The organism is Oleiphilus sp. HI0079 (assembly GCF_001635105.1).
Window position 1 is genome coordinate 1 of record NZ_LWFT01001103.1, and the last position, 853, is coordinate 853.

Annotated in this window: 1 protein-coding gene; it reads left to right on the forward strand. The window is 44.2% G+C overall.

From position 1 onward, the window contains the following. Positions 1 to 184 precede the first annotated feature (184 nt). Positions 185 to 853, forward strand: a 669-nt coding sequence (locus tag A3750_RS19520; protein WP_156498762.1) for an Hsp70 family protein, incomplete at its 3' end; no start/stop codon positions are given.

The window sequence follows — 853 nt, forward strand, 5'->3', positions numbered from 1 at the left end:
GCGATGGTAATTGTTGCTAAGTAAATGTTACGGACTTTCGAAGCAAGGAAAGTCAAAAAATAGCGATTTATATGTGTTTTTTATGTGGTTATGCGCTTGAAAATTAAGCAAGTGACCATACATCTAGATCAAAGGTTAATAGAGCTGTTAACAAGCTCGGCAGATTAGAGAGTGGAGTGAATCAATGGGCAAAATCATTGGAATTGACTTAGGTACAACGAATTCATGTGTTGCTGTTCTTGATGGCGACAAAGCAAAAGTAATTGAAAACGCTGAGGGCGATCGTACCACGCCTTCGATTATTGCGTTTACAGATGACAACGAAACATTGGTGGGGCAGCCTGCCAAGCGTCAGGCGGTTACTAATCCGAGCAATACGTTGTTTGCGATTAAGCGTTTGATCGGTCGTCGTTTTGAAGATGACGTGGTTCAGAAAGACATCAAAATGGTGCCTTACAAAATCACGAAGGCAGACAACGGTGATGCTTGGGTTGAAGTAAAAGGCGATAAGAAAGCGCCGCCTCAAATTTCTGCTGAGATCTTGAAAAAGATGAAGAAAACAGCAGAAGACTATCTGGGTGAGTCAGTCACTGAAGCGGTCATTACCGTTCCAGCATACTTTAATGACTCGCAGCGCCAGGCGACAAAAGATGCAGGCAAAATCGCAGGCCTAGACGTTAAGCGCATCATCAACGAGCCAACAGCAGCTGCGCTTGCTTATGGCTTAGATAAGAGTCAGGGTGACTCGACGATTGCTGTATACGACTTAGGTGGCGGTACGTTTGATATATCGATCATCGAGATCGCAGATGTCGATGGTGAAAAGCAGTTTGAAGTACTGGCTACTAACGGT